Origin of the sequence: Bradyrhizobium agreste (assembly GCF_016031625.1) — a bacterium.
GTDB classification, from domain to species: Bacteria; Pseudomonadota; Alphaproteobacteria; order Rhizobiales; family Xanthobacteraceae; genus Bradyrhizobium; species Bradyrhizobium agreste.
This window is the reverse complement of sequence record NZ_JACCHP010000010.1, coordinates 1-13,900: the sequence shown is the minus strand read 5'-3', so window position 1 is coordinate 13,900 and position 13,900 is coordinate 1. Positions and strand designations below refer to the sequence as shown.

Genomic DNA, 13,900 nt, shown 5'->3' with positions numbered 1-13,900 from the left:
AGGCCCCATCACGCCGCCTTCGACTCCGCCGCGAGCGAGGCGAACGTCTTGCCCTCCGCGGCGAGCTTCTTCAGCAGCGGGGCGGGCTCGAGGCTGGGGTCGTTGGTCTCCTTGGCGTAGAACGAGAGGCGATCGGCGATGTGCTTGAGGCCGACGCTGTCGGCCCAGTACATCGGGCCGCCGCGGTAGATCGGCCAGCCATAGCCGTAGAGCCAGACCACATCGATATCGCTCGGACGCGCGGCGATGCCCTCTTCCAGGATCTTCGCGCCCTCGTTGATCATCGGATACATCATCCGCTCGAGGATCTCCTCGTCGCTGACGACGCGCTTCTTGCGGCCGAGACGCAGCAAGGTCTCGTCGATCAGCTTCTCGACATCGGGGTCAGGCAGCGGCGCACGAGAACCGGCTTCGTACTTGTAATAGCCCTTGCCGGTTTTCTGGCCGAAGCGGCCGGCTTCGCACAGCGCGTCCGCGATCTCGGACTTGATGCCGCGATCTTTGCGCGAGCGCCAGCCGATGTCGAGGCCGGCCAGATCGCTCATCGCGAACGGGCCCATCGGCATGCCGAACTTGGTGACGACGGCATCGACCTGCTGCGGCAGCGCGCCCTCGAACAAGAGCTTCTCGGACTGCTTGCCGCGCTGCGCCAGCATGCGGTTGCCGACGAAGCCGTCGCAGACGCCGACCACGGCCGGCACCTTCGCGATCTTGCGCGCGATCGTCACCGCGGTCACCAGCGCATCCGGCGCGGTCTTGTCGGCACGCACGATCTCGCACAGCTTCATGACGTTGGCCGGCGAGAAGAAGTGCATGCCGAGCACGTCCTGCGGACGCTTGGTCGCCTTCGCGATCTCGTCGATGTTCAGATACGAGGTGTTGGAGGCGAGCACGGCGCCTTGCTTGGCGTACTGATCGAGCTTGCCGAACACCTCCTTCTTCACCGCCATGGTCTCGAACACGGCCTCGATGACGAGATCGGCGTCGCCGACATTCTCGATCCCGACCTTGCCGTCGATCAGCGCCATGCGCTTGGCGGGCGCATCGGCGGGAATGCCGCCGCGCGCGGCGGTCGCTTCCCAGTTCTTCTGCATGATGCCCATGCCGCGCTTGAGCTGCTCTTCGCCGGTCTCGATCAGGGTGACGGGAATGCCGGCATTGGCAAAGGACATCGCGATGCCGCCGCCCATGGTGCCGGCGCCGAGAATGGCGACGCGGTTCACGGGCCGCGGCTTGGTGCCTTCGGGCACGCCCGCGATCTTGTTGGCCTCGCGCTCGGCGAAGAAGGCGTAGCGCTGCGCCTTGGACTGGTCGCTGGCGACCAGCTTGAGGAAGCCCTCGCGCTCCTTCTTCAAGCCTTCGTCGAACGGCAGGTCGATGGCGTAGCCGACTGCATCGGCGGCCGCGAACGGCGCCTCCAGGCCGCGCGACTTCTTGGTCATGGCCGCAACCGCATTGGTGAAGATCGAGCGGTCGGCCTTGGCGGCTGCGAGCTTGGAATCGTCGTCGCGCAGACGCCGCAGCGGACGCTTCTCGGCGAGAATCTTGCGCACGAAAGCCTCGCCGCCCGAGGCCGGGCCCTCGACGATCTCCTCGATCAAGCCGTTCTTCAGGGCTTCCGCCGCGCCGATCGGGTCGCCGCCGACGATCATCTTGACCGCGAGCTCCGGGCCCACGGCGCGGGGCAGGCGCTGGGTGCCGCCGGCGCCGGGTAGCAGGCCGAGCTTGACCTCGGGCAGGCCGAGCTTGGCCTCTTTCACCGCGACGCGGAAATGACAGGCCAGCGCGACCTCGAGGCCGCCGCCGAGCGCGGTGCCGTGGATGGCGGCAACGACGGGCTTCGGCGAGTTTTCGATCTCGGACAGCACGTCGTTGAGCGCGGGCGGCTTCGGCGGCTTGCCGAACTCGGTGATGTCGGCACCGGCAATGAAGGTGCGGCCGGCGCAGGTCAGGACGATGCCCTTGATGGCGGGATCGGCGATTGCGGCCTTGGTGCACTCGAGAATCCCACCGCGGACTGCGGCACTCAGCGCGTTGACCGGCGGGCTATTGACCGTGACGATCCCGATTTCGTCATGACGCTCAAGCTTGACCACTTCGCTCACGGTGTCCCTCCTTGGTGGAGATTTGCTTTATTTCGATTTCGCATTGCGGAATTTAATTCCGCATCTTGACGGCAGGGTTATTTTGAAGCACGGACGTTGTCAACGACTCCGCGCAAGAAGCAGATCAGGGATGAAGCGTACAGGAAAAAAGCCTGCGACCGATCGGAATTTCGTCGTCGCGCTTTCCCGCGGACTGGAAGTATTGCGCGCGTTCCAACCCAATGACGGCCTGCTCGGCAATCAGGAGATTGCGTCCCGCACCAATCTGCCCAAGCCCACTGTGTCGCGCCTGACCTACACGCTGACCAAGCTGGGCTATCTGACGCCGGTTCCCCGCTTCGAGAAGTACCAGCTCGCACCTGCAGCGATGTCGCTCGGCTACGCGGCGCTGGCCAATCTCGGCGTTCGGCATTTGTCCGAGCCGTTCCGCGAGGAGGTGATGCGCGCGACCGGCGGCGCCGTCGCGGTCGGCGGCCGTGACCGCCACAGCATGATCTATTTCGGGCAGAGCCGCGGCAGCGAGACCGTCGGCGTTCAACTTGACGTCGGCTCGCGCGTGCCGATTGCAACCAGCGCGATGGGCCGCGCCTATTTCTGGGCACTCGACGATGAAGGTCGCGCTGAAGTGTCGCGCATCCTGCGCGAACATTACGGCAGCCGCTGGCCGAAGATGCGCGAGGGATTGGAACGTTCCGGCGAGACCGTCGCGAAATACGGCTTTGCGATTTCGGTCGGCGACTGGCACGACGACATCGGCGCGGCCGGCGTCGCGCTCAAGCTCAACGACGGAACCGGACCTTACGCATTCAATTGCGGCGCGCCCGCATTCCGTTTCACGGAAGAGCGTTTGATCAACGACATTGGACCGCGTCTCTTGACGATGGTAAGGAACATCGAAGCGGCGCTCGGGGGTCTGATGCCGCATTCAAAAAAAGACATCAGCAAAAAGCTGAAATCAGGAGGAAAAGTTGCGCGTGTGGCCGAGGGATTCAGATAGCCTTTGTCATCACCGGGAGCGGATCGCATCGCCCCATCGCTCACTGAACGACGTGAGCGAGACGAGATGACGCAGGCACAGCTCGCGCAGGGTCCATCGCCCCTGCTCGCGGTTCGCGACGTCAGCGTCGTGTTCGGCGGCATCATCGCGCTCAATGGCGTGTCCTTCGACATGCACAAGGGCGCCATCCTCGGCTTGATCGGCCCGAACGGCGCCGGCAAGACCACGCTCTTCAACTGCCTGTCGCGGCTTTACCAGCCGTCGTCCGGCGACATCCTGATGGAGGGCGTGAGCATCCTGTCGCGGCCGCCGCACCGGATCGCCGAGATCGGCATCGGCCGCACCTTCCAGAACGTGGCGCTGTTTCCGAACCTGTCGGTGATGGACAACGTCCGCGTCGGCGCACATTCGAAGACGTCCAGCGACATCATCAGCGACTCTCTTAAGCTTGCCTGGGTCCGCCGCAGCGAGACCGCGGTCAACAAGAAGGTTCACGAGATCCTCGCTTATCTCGACCTCGAAGACGTCGCGCACACCATCGTCTCCGGCCTGCCCTTCGGCACGCAGAAGCGGGTCGAGCTGGCGCGCGCGCTGGCGGCGGACCCGAAGATCCTGCTGCTCGACGAGCCCGCCGGCGGCCTCAACCATGAGGAAGTCCACGTGCTCGGCGACCTGATCCGCCGCATCCGCGACGAGCGCCACATGACCGTGCTGCTGGTCGAGCACCATATGGGCCTCGTGATGTCGATCGCCAACCACGTCGTCGCGCTGAATTTCGGCAAGAAGCTCGCGGAAGGCACCCCAGCCCAGGTGCAGGCCAACCCTGACGTCATCAAGGCCTATCTCGGGAGCAAGGACCAATGACAACGCTGCTCAACGTCAAGGACCTACGCGCCTATTACGGCCAGGTCCAGGCGCTCCACGGCCTGTCGTTCTCGCTGAACGAGGGATCGCTGACGACGCTGCTCGGGGCCAACGGCGCCGGCAAGACCACGACGCTGCGCGCGATCTGCAACATGGTGCGCTCGACCGGCGGCATCGAGTTCGACGGCAAGCCGCTCAACAACCGCTCCACCGAGAGCATCGTGCGGTTCGGCATCGCCCATGTGCCGCAGGGCCGCGGCACCTTCACCAACATGACGGTCGAGGAGAACCTCCAGCTCGGCGCCATCACCCGCAAGGACAGCGCCGGCATCGTCGCCGACATCGAGCGCATGTATGCGCATTTCCCGGTGTTGAAGCAGCGCCACACCCAGCAGGCCGGCACGCTCTCCGGCGGCGAGCAGCAGATGCTCGCGGTCGCCCGCGCGCTGATGCTGCGGCCGCGGCTGATGCTGCTCGACGAGCCCTCCTTCGGCCTCGCGCCGCTGGTGGTGCGCGATCTGTTCGGCATCCTCGGCAAGATCAACCGCGAGGACAAGGTCTCGATCCTGGTGGTCGAGCAGAACGCCCAGCTCGCGCTCGAGCTCGCCGACCAGGCCTATGTGATCGAGACCGGCCGCATCGTGATGTCCGGCAAGGCCAAGGACATCGCGAACAACGAAGAAATCCGCAAATCCTATCTGGGTTACTGAGGGAGCGGATGATGGCAACAATGTATCGGCGCACTCAGTCCACCTCTCCCTTTGGGAGAGGTCGGCGCGCAGCGCCGGGTGAGGGGTTACGGTCTCAAGTCGGAGCTGCGGCCCCTCACCCGGATTGCTACGCAATCCGACCTCTCCCCTACGGGGAGAGGTGCATCCTCGACCTCGCCGCACTTCAACCCGAAATCGTCAGACTCTAGGAGCCCAGGACAATGGAGCTGTTCACCAACCAGGTCCTGGCCGGCATCGCCACGGGCGCGATCTACGCCTGCATGGCGCTCGCCGTGGTCATGATCTACCAGGCCATCGACCATCTCAACTTCGCGCAAGGCGAGATGGCGATGTTCTCGACCTTCATCTCGTGGCAGCTGATGCAGTGGGGTTTGTCCTATTGGGCCGCCTTCCTGATCACGCTGGCACTTTCCTTCGTTGCCGGCATCGCGATCGAGCGCATCCTGTTCAAGCCGCTTGCCAAAGCACCGGTGCTGACCAACGTCGCCGGCTTCATCGCGCTGTTTGCGATCATCAACTCGTCGGCCGGCCTGATCTGGGACTTCACGATCAAGCAATATCCGACCCCGTTCGGCTCCGCACCGTTCCTGGGCAGCCAACTGATCTCGACCCACCAGGCCGGCATGATCGGCGTCACCGTGCTGCTGCTGCTCGGGCTCTATTTCTTCTTCCAGTACACCCGCATCGGTCTCGCCATGCGCGCCGCGGCGTCGGTGCCGGAATCGGCCCGCCTCGTCGGCATCAACACCAGCTGGATGATCGCGCTCGGCTGGGGCATGGCAACCGCGATCGGCTCGATCGCCGGCATGCTGATCGCCCCTGTCGTATTCCTGGAGCCCAACATGATGGGCGGCGTGCTGATCTACGGCTTCGCCGCGGCGGTGCTCGGCGGACTGTCGAGCCCGTTCGGCGCCGTGGTCGGCGGCTTCCTGGTCGGCATCTTCGAGAATCTCGCCGGCACCTACATCCCAGGCGTCGGCAACGAGCTGAAGCTCCCGATCGCGCTCGCGCTGATCATCTCCGTCCTGGTCGTCAAACCCGCTGGCCTGTTCGGCCGGCACATCGTCAAGCGAGTTTGATCATGAGCGCTGCAGAAGAAGTCGTCGCCGAAGGCCACGAGGCGGTCGAGGCGGTTCCGAAGCGGGCCATGACGCTGGGCACCGGCACCTCGCTGGTGGTGCTGGCGGCGCTGTTGATCGTGCCGATGTTCGTCAAGAACTTCATCATCTTCCAGATGACGATGCTCCTGATCTACGGGCTCGCGGTGTTGGCGCTGAACATCCTGACCGGCGGAAGCGGCCAGTTCTCGCTCGGCCAGAGCGCGTTCTACGCCGTCGGCGCCTATACCTCGGCGGTGCTGATGGAGCACGCCAACATCAACTACGCGCTGACCATTCCGATCTCCGCCGCGGTCTGCTTCGCGTTCGGCTATTTGTTCGGCAAGCCGGCGCTACGGCTGTCCGGCGTCTATCTCGCGCTCGCGACCTTCGCGCTTGCGACCGCGATGCCGCAGCTGTTGAAACTGAACTTCCTCGAGCACTGGACCGGCGGCGTGCAGGGCCTCGTCGTCACCAAGCCGGACGCGCCGTTCGGCCTGCCGATGTCGCAGGACATGTGGCTGTACTACTTCACGCTCATCGTGACGGTCGCGATCTACATCTTCTCGGTGAACCTGCTGCGCTCCCGCTCCGGCCGCGCCTTCATGGCGATCCGCGACAACGAGATCGCGGCCTCCTCGATGGGCGTCAACGTCGCGCTTTACAAGACGCTGGCGTTCGGCGTGTCCGCGGGCATCACCGGCGTTGCCGGCTCGCTCGGCGCCATTGCGGTGCAGTTCGTCGCGCCCGACAGCTACACCATCACGCTCGCGATCTCGCTGTTCCTCGGCATGGTCGTCGGCGGCGTCGGCTGGCTGCCCGGCTCGTTCATCGGTGCGGCCTTCATCATCTTCGTGCCGAACATGGCGGAGAGCATCTCCAAGGGCCTCTCCGGCGCGGTGTTCGGCGTGCTGCTGTTCCTCGTCATCTACCTCGTGCCGCATGGCGCAAGGCAGGTCGCGATCCTGGGCCAGCAACTCGTCGGCAAGCTCAGGAAGAACTGAAGACCCGTTGAATTAACCAAGGAGACCGAATTGTATTTTGGAAGAACACTGCGAGCCGCCGCGCTGGTCACGGCAACGGCGGCCTTCACTCTCACCTCCGGCGCTGCACTCGCCCAAAAGAAATACGACACCGGCGCGTCCGATACCGAGATCAAGATCGGCAACATCATGCCGTACAGCGGTCCGGCGTCGGCCTATGGCATCATCGGCAAGACCGAAGAAGCCTATTTCAAGATGATCAACGACAAGGGCGGCATCAACGGCCGCAAGATCAACTTCGTCACCTATGACGACGGCTATTCGCCGCCGAAGGCCGTCGAGCAGGTTCGCAAGCTGGTCGAGAGCGACGAGGTGCTGCTCGTTTTCAACCCGCTCGGCACGCCTTCGAACAGTGCGATCCAGAAATATCTCAACTCCAAGAAGATCCCGCAGCTCTTCGTGGCGACCGGCGCCACCAAGTGGAACGACCCGAAGAACTTCCCCTGGACCATGGGCTGGCAGCCCTCCTACCAGAGCGAAGCGCAGATCTACGCGAAATGGCTGATGAAGGAGAAGCCGGACGCCAAGATCGCGATCCTCTATCAGAACGACGATTTCGGCAAAGATTACCTCAAGGGCACCAAGGACGGCCTCGGCGCCAAGGCCTCCTCCATGATCATCATGGAAGAGAGCTATGAGGTCTCCGAGCCGTCGATCGACGGTCACATCGTCAAGATCAAGGCGGCCAATCCCGACGTGCTGCTGATCTACACCACACCGAAATTCGCGGCCCAGACCATCAAGAAGACCGCCGAGCTCAACTGGAAACCGCTTCAGATCCTCACCAACGTGTCGATCTCGGTCGGCAGCGTGATGAAGCCGGCCGGCTTCGAGAACGCGCAGGGCGTGCTGTCGGCCGCCTATGCCAAGGACTCCACGGATCCGCAATGGGCCAACGACCCCGGCATGAAGAAGTGGAACGAGTTCGTCGACAAGTACATGCCGGGTGCCGACAAGTCGGACACCAGCATGGTCTATGGCTATGGCGCGGCGTCGACGCTCGCCAAGGTGCTGGAAATGTGCGGTGACGATCTCACCCGCGCCAACATCATGAAGCAAGCCGCCTCGTTGAAGGACTTCGCGCCGGATACGCTGCTGCCCGGCGTCAAGATCAACACCGGCGCCACCGACTTCGCTCCGATCGCGCAGCTGCAGATGATGCGCTTCAAGGGCGAGAAGTGGGAACTGTTCGGCGAGATCATCAGCGGTGACGTCGCCTCCGAGTGAGGCTGACGCGATAATCGAGGACGAGGAGCCCCCGCGGGCAGCCGCGGGGGCTTTTTGTTGACGACAGGCGCCAATCTTGTTCAATGCGATCGATCCATCCCGGGGTAGGAGAACAATGGCCGCCGTTCGTTCCCAGGTTGCGCCGCTCTGGGCCGCGCTCGTCTTGTGCACTGCAATGAGCAGCGAAGCGCTGGCGCAGAAGAAATACGACAGCGGCGCTTCCGATACCGAGATCAAGATCGGTAATATCATGCCCTATAGCGGTCCGGCCTCCGCCTATGCCGCGATCGGCAAGACCGAGGAAGCCTACTTCAACAAGGTCAACGCCGAGGGCGGCATCAACGGCCGCAAGATCAAATTCATCTCCTATGACGACGGCTATTCGCCGCCGAAGACGGTGGAACAGGCGCGCAAGCTGGTCGAGAGCGACAACGTGCTGCTGATCTTCGGCTCGCTCGGCACCTCCACCAACGGCGCCATCCGCAAATACATGAACGAGAAGAAGGTGCCGCAATTGTTCGTGGCAAGCGGCGCCTCGAAATGGAACGATCCCAAGCAATATCCCTGGACCATGGGCTGGCAGCCAAGCTACGTCAGCGAGGCCCGCATCTACGCCAAATACATCATGAAGGAGAAGCCGGACGCGAAGATCGGCGTGCTCTACCAGAACGACGATTTCGGCAAGGACTATCTGAAGGGGCTGAAAGAGGGCCTTGGGCCCAAGACCTCGATGATCGTGCTGGAAGAAGCCTACGACAGCTCCGAGCCGACGATCGATGAGCGCGTCGTCAAATTGAAAGCCTCCGGCGCCGACGTCTTCATCAGCATCACCAGCCCGAAATTCGCCGCGCAGGGGATCAAGAAGGCCGCCGAAATCAACTGGCATCCGATGCAGATCATCTCCAACGTCTCGGCTTCGGTCAGCGGCGTGCTGGAGCCGGCGGGCATCGAAATCTCGCAAGGCATCCTGTCGGCGACCTACACCAAGGACGGCTCCGACCCGCAGTGGAATGGCGACGACGGCATGAAGAAATTCTACAATTTCCTCGCGCAATACCAGCCCAAGGCCGACAAGCTCGATGCCGGCGTCGTGTTCGGCTATGCCGCCGCACAGACCATGGTGAAGGTGCTGCAGATGTGCGGCGACGATCTGACCCGCGAGAACGTCATGAAGCAGGCCGCCAGCCTGAAGGACTTCGCACCCGACACGCTGCTGCCCGGCATCAAGATCAACACCGCGCCCGACGATTTCGCCCCGATCGAGCAGCTCCAGATGATGCGCTTCAAGGGCAAGAGATGGGAGCTGTTCGGCGACATCATCTCGAGCGAGATGAGCCAATGAGGAACGCAATTCAGGATAGCCGCTTCTTCGCAAGGCAACTCCAGCGGTGAGTTTGCCGCGCAAAAAATCTCACGCGCCGGAATATTAAGCATCGTCCTTCGAAGCGATCGCCGCCCCCCGCGACGCCCGTGCGGGGCGTTTGTCTTGCTGACGGCCGTGGATAGGTATTGAATACGCGGCGGAGCGAGGCGCAACGATCGCTCCCAACAAGAACAATCGACACATTCAATCCTGTCCAGGGAGATCAAAATGCCTGCAATGCATGTGCGATTGGGGGCCCTTTCGGCTGCCCTCGTGCTGGCTACCACCCTTTCCACGGCAGCGTCCGCGCAGAAGAAATACGACACCGGCGCATCCGACACCGAAATCAAGATCGGCAACATCATGCCCTATAGCGGACCGGCCTCCGCCTACGGCGTGATCGGCAAGACCGAAGAGGCCTATTTCCGCAAGATCAACGCAGAAGGCGGCATCAACGGCCGCAAGATCAACTTCATCACCTATGACGACGCCTATTCCCCGCCAAAGACCGTGGAGCAGGCGCGCAAGCTGGTCGAGAGCGACGAGGTGCTGCTGATCTTCAATTCGCTCGGCACGCCGCCGAACTCGGCGATCCAGAAATACATGAACCAGAAGAAGGTGCCGCAGCTGTTCGTCGCCACCGGCGCCACCAAGTGGAACGATCCGCAGAACTTCCCGTGGACGATGGGCTGGCAGCCCAACTACCAGAGCGAGTCGATCATCTACGCCAAGTACATCCTGAAGAACCATCCGAACGCCAAGATCGCCGTGCTCTACCAGAACGACGATTACGGCAAGGACTATCTGAAGGGCTTCAAGGATGGCCTGGGCGCGAAGGCCGCCTCGATGATCGTCATCGAGGACAGCTACGAAGTCTCCGAGCCGACCATCGACTCCCACATCGTCAAGATGAAGGCGACCAATGCCGACGTCTTCTTCAACATCACGACGCCGAAATTCGCGGCGCAGGCGATCAAGAAGAACGCGGAGATCGGCTGGAAGCCGCTGCACTTCCTCAACAACGTCTCGGCCTCGATCGGCAGCGTGATCAAGCCAGCCGGCTTCGAGAACGCGCAGGACATCATCTCGTCGCAATATTTCAAGGACCCGACCGACGCACAGTGGAAGGACGACAAGGCGATGATCGCCTGGAACGAGTTCCTGGATAAGTACTATCCGGAAGCGAACCGCACCGACGCTTCGGTGATGTACGGCTATATCGTGAGCCAGGGTCTCGTTCACGTGCTCAAGGCCTGCGGCGACAATCTGACCCGCGAAAACATCATGAAGCAGGCCGCCAACATCAAGGACTTCGAGCCTGCGGGCCTGTTGCCGGGCATCAAGGTCAACACCTCCGCCACCGATTTCGCGCCGCTTTCGCAGCTGCAACTGATCCGCTTCAAGGGCGAGCATTGGGAGCGATTCGGCGACATCTTGAGCGGCGACGTCGGCGGCTGACCATTAACCAGTCGCTAAAGACGTAAGTCCCGAACGACTAAAGACGCAGCCCCTGCGGTTCTGCCGCAGGGGCTTTTCCTTGAAGCTTTCGGGCAAATCGTATTGAATTGCGCTCGCGTCGCCAAAAACAATCAAGTCAAGAAAAGGGACGCGCAAACCAAGAAAAACAGGGAGATTGGAATGCCTGCTGTCACCGGCAAGCTTGCGGCCGCATCATTGGCGCTCGCGCTCATCGCGGCCTCGGCCTCAACCGCAACGGCCCAGAAGAAGTACGATAGCGGTGCGACCGACACCGAGATCAAGATCGGCAACATCATGCCCTACAGCGGACCGGCCTCCGCCTACGGCATCATCGGTCGCACCGAAGCCGCCTATTTCAAGAAGATCAACGAAGAGGGCGGCATCAACGGCCGCAAGATCAATTTCATCTCCTACGATGATGCCTACTCGCCGCCGAAGACGGTGGAGCAGGCTCGCAAGCTGGTCGAGAGCGACGAGGTGCTGCTCGTCTTCAACTCGCTCGGCACGCCGCCGAACTCGGCGATCCAGAAATACATGAACTCGAAGAAGGTGCCGCAGCTGTTCGTCGCGACCGGCGCCACCAAGTGGAACGATCCGCAGAACTTCCCATGGACCATGGGCTGGCAGCCCAACTACCAGAGCGAGACGCAGATCTACGCGAAGTACATCCTCAAGGCCATGCCGAACGCCAAGATCGGCGTGCTCTACCAGAACGACGATTACGGCAAGGACTATTTGAAGGGCCTGAAGGACGGCTTGGGGGCCAAGGCCGCGAGCATGATCGTGCTGGAGGAAAGCTACGAGACATCGGAGCCGACCATCGACAATCACATCGTCAAGCTGAAAGCCACCGGCGCCGACGTCTTCATCAACATCACCACGCCGAAATTCGCGGCACAGGCGATCAAGAAGATCTCCGAAATCGGCTGGAAGCCGACCCACTTTCTCAACAACGTCTCGGCTTCGGTCGGCAGCGTGATCAAGCCGGCCGGCTTCGAGAACGCGCAAGACATCATCTCGGCCGCCTATCTGAAGGACGTCTCCGATCCGCAGTGGAAGGACGATCCCGGCATGAAGGCGTTCCTGGAGTTCATGACGAAGTACTTCCCCGAAGGCGACAAGCTCGACGGCGGCACCATCGTCGGCTACGGCGTGGCACAGACGCTGGTCGAAGTGCTGAAGAAGTGCGGCGACAATCTCACGCGCGAGAACGTCATGAAGCAGGCGGCGAGCCTGAAGGACTTCCGCACCGAAGTGCTGCTGCCCGGCATCAAGATCAATACCGGGCCGAACGACTTCGCGCCGATCAGCTCGCTGCAGCTGATGAAGTTCAAGGGCGACAAGTGGGATCTGTTCGGCGAGGTGATCAGCGCCGACGCCGGCGGCTAGCAGCTGCAAAGCCGGGACGACGAGCCCCCTGCGCTGAATCGCGCAGGGGGCTTTTGCTTGTGCGGCAATTGTGATCACGCGATTGCACAATCGAATGACGGCGAAGGCGCTTACGCTTTGGCACACGATGCGGTAGGCAGATGGCGGCGACCGCGTCGCCGCCAGTCCATTCTGCGCAAGGCCATTGTCCATGACCGACCGACGTCCCCTGCTCCGCGCGCTCTACGACGCCGCCGTTGCCGCCGCCCATCCCGACGTGGTGCTGACCCCTCACCTGCGGCCTGCCCCCAGGGGACGCGTGATCTGCCTCGCCGCCGGCAAGGGCGCCGGCGCAATGGCCGCGGCCGCGGAGCGGCATTATCTCGACGCGCTGGGATTGGCGCCGGAGCGCCTCGTCGGCATCGCCACCACGCGCCACGGCTACGGCGTGCCGACGCGCCGCATTCGCGTGGTCGAGGCCGGTCATCCCGTGCCTGATGAAGCCGGCCTGAAGGGCGCCGCCGACACGCTCGCACTCGCGGGCGAGGCCGGGCCGGACGATCTGCTGCTGGTGCTGCTCACCGGCGGCGGCTCGGCCAACTGGATCGCGCCGGTGGACGGCATCAGCTTCGCGCAGAAGCAGGCGGTCAACAAGGCGCTGCTGCGCTCGGGCGCGCCGATCGGCGAGATGAACGTCGTGCGCAAGCACCTGTCGCGGATCAAGGGCGGCCGTCTCGCCCGCGCCGGCCGGAACGCCGCGGAGATCGTGACGCTCGCGATCTCCGACGTGCCGCACGACGACGCTTCCGCGATCGCCTCCGGCCCCACCGTGCCCGATCCGACCACGCTGGCCGATGCGCGCGCGATCGTGGCGAAATACCGGCTCGACATCGACGATGCGGTGCGCCGCGCGCTCGACGATCCCAACAACGAGAGCTGCAAGCCGGGCGACGCCGCCTTTGCACGCGCGCATTTCGAGCTGATCGCGCGGCCCAAGCAGTCGCTGGACGCAGCGGTTAAGCTCGCGCGCGAGGCCGGCTACGAGACCATCAATCTCGGCGCCGATCTCGAAGGCGAGGCGCGCGAGGTCGCGGCCAATCATGCGAAGCTGGCGCTTGAGGCACGCAGCCAGGGCAAGCGCGTCGCGATCCTGTCCGGCGGCGAGCTCACGGTCACCGTGCGCGGCAATGGGCGCGGCGGGCCGAACCAGGAATATGCGCTGGCGCTGGCCTCGCTGTTGAAGGATACTTCCGGCATCGCGGCGCTGGCCGGCGACACCGACGGCGCCGATGGCGGCGCCGGCCGCCCGACCGATCCCGCCGGCGCGCTGATCGATGCTGCGACGTTCACAAAGATGAAGGCACTGGCACTCGAGCCGCAGGCCTATCTCGACAACAACGACGCGACCACGTTCTTCGAGGCGACCGGCGACTTGCTGCAGCCTGGACCGACGCTGACCAACGTGAACGACATCAGGGTGATTTTGGTGGATTGAGGCGCGCTTACCCTCCCCTGGAGGGGGAGGGTCGGCTCGCGATCGAGCGCAGCGAGACGCGAGACGGGGTGGGGTGACAGTCTCTCCGCCGAGGCAGTGCCCGAGTGGAGAGATCACCCCACCCCGCCACG

The 13,900-nt window shown here is 63.3% G+C and carries 11 protein-coding genes; 10 read left to right on the top strand and 1 reads right to left on the bottom strand.

The genetic code is table 11. The features are described from left to right. Nucleotides 1–8: 8 nt before the first annotated feature. Complete coding sequence (locus tag HZZ13_RS16090) at nucleotides 9–2,105, bottom strand: 3-hydroxyacyl-CoA dehydrogenase NAD-binding domain-containing protein (protein WP_197960541.1); 2,097 nt, start codon at nucleotides 2,103–2,105, stop codon at nucleotides 9–11. A 130-nt stretch (nucleotides 2,106–2,235) separates the two neighbouring features. Here HZZ13_RS16090 and HZZ13_RS16085 point away from each other — a divergent pair, with 130 nt between their 5' ends. From HZZ13_RS16085 to HZZ13_RS16040, 10 genes are all read left to right on the top strand, one after another. After that, complete coding sequence (locus HZZ13_RS16085; protein WP_197960540.1) at nucleotides 2,236–3,102, top strand: IclR family transcriptional regulator; 867 nt, start codon at nucleotides 2,236–2,238, stop codon at nucleotides 3,100–3,102. 66 nt (nucleotides 3,103–3,168) lie between these two features. Then, entirely contained in the window at nucleotides 3,169–3,966 is a 798-nt protein-coding gene (locus tag HZZ13_RS16080; RefSeq protein WP_197960539.1) for an ABC transporter ATP-binding protein, read from the top strand. After that, nucleotides 3,963–4,676 (top strand): ABC transporter ATP-binding protein, encoded by a 714-nt coding sequence (locus HZZ13_RS16075; RefSeq protein WP_197960538.1) that lies wholly within the window; start codon nucleotides 3,963–3,965, stop codon nucleotides 4,674–4,676. Before HZZ13_RS16080 ends, HZZ13_RS16075 begins: the two co-directional genes overlap by 4 nt. A gap of 221 nt (nucleotides 4,677–4,897) precedes the next feature. After that, nucleotides 4,898–5,776, top strand: coding sequence for a branched-chain amino acid ABC transporter permease (locus HZZ13_RS16070; RefSeq protein WP_197960537.1), 879 nt, complete (start codon nucleotides 4,898–4,900; stop codon nucleotides 5,774–5,776). Nucleotides 5,777–5,778: 2 nt separating this feature from the next. After that, nucleotides 5,779–6,798 carry a branched-chain amino acid ABC transporter permease gene (locus HZZ13_RS16065; protein WP_197960536.1) on the top strand — a complete coding sequence of 340 codons (1,020 nt, stop codon included), beginning with the start codon at nucleotides 5,779–5,781 and terminating at the stop codon, nucleotides 6,796–6,798. 30 nt (nucleotides 6,799–6,828) lie between these two features. Continuing rightward, on the top strand, nucleotides 6,829–8,064 hold the full coding sequence (locus tag HZZ13_RS16060; RefSeq protein WP_197960535.1) for an ABC transporter substrate-binding protein: 1,236 nt from the start codon (nucleotides 6,829–6,831) through the stop codon (nucleotides 8,062–8,064). Between the two features lie 115 nt (nucleotides 8,065–8,179). Then, nucleotides 8,180–9,406, top strand: coding sequence for an ABC transporter substrate-binding protein (locus tag HZZ13_RS16055; protein WP_197960534.1), 1,227 nt, complete (start codon nucleotides 8,180–8,182; stop codon nucleotides 9,404–9,406). Nucleotides 9,407–9,655: 249 nt separating this feature from the next. Next, nucleotides 9,656–10,885 (top strand): ABC transporter substrate-binding protein, encoded by a 1,230-nt coding sequence (locus tag HZZ13_RS16050; RefSeq protein WP_197960533.1) that lies wholly within the window; start codon nucleotides 9,656–9,658, stop codon nucleotides 10,883–10,885. A 180-nt stretch (nucleotides 10,886–11,065) separates the two neighbouring features. Beyond that, nucleotides 11,066–12,295, top strand: a complete 1,230-nt coding sequence (locus HZZ13_RS16045; protein WP_197960532.1) for an ABC transporter substrate-binding protein — start codon at nucleotides 11,066–11,068, stop codon at nucleotides 12,293–12,295. A 190-nt stretch (nucleotides 12,296–12,485) separates the two neighbouring features. Continuing rightward, nucleotides 12,486–13,769, top strand: coding sequence for a glycerate kinase type-2 family protein (locus HZZ13_RS16040; protein WP_197960531.1), 1,284 nt, complete (start codon nucleotides 12,486–12,488; stop codon nucleotides 13,767–13,769). Nucleotides 13,770–13,900 lie beyond the last annotated feature (131 nt).

What these genes read in the sequence shown, in the direction of transcription:
- HZZ13_RS16040 (WP_197960531.1), top strand. Translation starts at nt 12,486, where the DNA reads ATGACCGACCGACGTCCCCTGCTCCGCGCGCTCTACGACGCCGCCGTT.
- HZZ13_RS16055 (WP_197960534.1), top strand. Translation starts at nt 8,180, where the DNA reads ATGGCCGCCGTTCGTTCCCAGGTTGCGCCGCTCTGGGCCGCGCTCGTC.
- HZZ13_RS16070 (WP_197960537.1), top strand. Translation starts at nt 4,898, where the DNA reads ATGGAGCTGTTCACCAACCAGGTCCTGGCCGGCATCGCCACGGGCGCG.
- HZZ13_RS16085 (WP_197960540.1), top strand. Translation starts at nt 2,236, where the DNA reads ATGAAGCGTACAGGAAAAAAGCCTGCGACCGATCGGAATTTCGTCGTC.
- HZZ13_RS16065 (WP_197960536.1), top strand. Translation starts at nt 5,779, where the DNA reads ATGAGCGCTGCAGAAGAAGTCGTCGCCGAAGGCCACGAGGCGGTCGAG.
- HZZ13_RS16075 (WP_197960538.1), top strand. Translation starts at nt 3,963, where the DNA reads ATGACAACGCTGCTCAACGTCAAGGACCTACGCGCCTATTACGGCCAG.
- HZZ13_RS16080 (WP_197960539.1), top strand. Translation starts at nt 3,169, where the DNA reads ATGACGCAGGCACAGCTCGCGCAGGGTCCATCGCCCCTGCTCGCGGTT.
- HZZ13_RS16045 (WP_197960532.1), top strand. Translation starts at nt 11,066, where the DNA reads ATGCCTGCTGTCACCGGCAAGCTTGCGGCCGCATCATTGGCGCTCGCG.
- HZZ13_RS16050 (WP_197960533.1), top strand. Translation starts at nt 9,656, where the DNA reads ATGCCTGCAATGCATGTGCGATTGGGGGCCCTTTCGGCTGCCCTCGTG.